Source organism: Vibrio sp. D173a (genome assembly GCF_030248475.1).
Map to the genome: position 1 here is coordinate 1 of NZ_JAHGAH010000554.1, position 702 is coordinate 702.

Annotated in this window: 2 protein-coding genes; both read left to right on the top strand. The window is 41.2% G+C overall.

What is annotated here, in order from left to right; genetic code table 11:
- Window positions 1-258: N-acetyltransferase (locus KIV40_RS27480; protein WP_285352377.1), on the top strand; the 258-nt coding region annotated here is incomplete at its 5' end.
- A 35-nt stretch (window positions 259-293) separates the two neighbouring features.
- Entirely contained in the window at window positions 294-539 is a 246-nt protein-coding gene (locus tag KIV40_RS27485) for a hypothetical protein (RefSeq protein WP_285352378.1), read from the top strand.
- Window positions 540-702 lie beyond the last annotated feature (163 nt).

Genomic DNA, 702 nt, shown 5'->3' on the forward strand with positions numbered 1-702 from the left:
TTACGCTACAAATCCTGCCAAACTCAAAAATATGCTGACTACCCAGAAATTGCGATTGCTGTACATCCTGAATATCGAGGGCTAGGCGTGGCTTCCTCTCTGATGCAACATCTCATTGAAAATTCAGCTTCAGGCTTAAGACTTGGTGTACACCCCCAGAATACCTCGGCGATAAAGTTGTATGAAAAATTTGGATTTCGTATATATGAAGTAGCCAAAAGTGGATACCCACAAATGGTTCGAGAAAAACACATATAACAATCTAAGGTTGATTAGCAAGGAAACGGCATCTAATGGGTAAAGTCGAAATCCCGAAACCTCTACTATCTAAGCTTGGTGCAGATATGAAAATGGATGTTCATTGGGTAGATGTAAAATTAGATAATGGTACTGTTCACGCTAGAATGGTTGTTCGTGGCGGCCGCTATATTACTGGCTTTAGTCGTGACAAAAATGGCGAAGGCACAGTTCCGTTTAAATCTTCACAGATTGCATCTATTCGCAGACAAAAGCTAGTTACGTGGTGGCCATTTTGGTAAATAAAGTATGCTTTGATTGGTGCAAGAGCAGCCTTATCCCACATGGTTCTAATTGGCTTAGGATTATTAGAGAACAACTTATATTAATACCGAGCTTGAGGTGGCTTGGTAACATAACTCGGCGCTCGCTTCCAAAGTGGTTCATTCTGTTCAGTCACACACA

What these genes read in the sequence shown, in the direction of transcription:
- KIV40_RS27485 (WP_285352378.1), top strand. Translation starts at nt 294, where the DNA reads ATGGGTAAAGTCGAAATCCCGAAACCTCTACTATCTAAGCTTGGTGCA.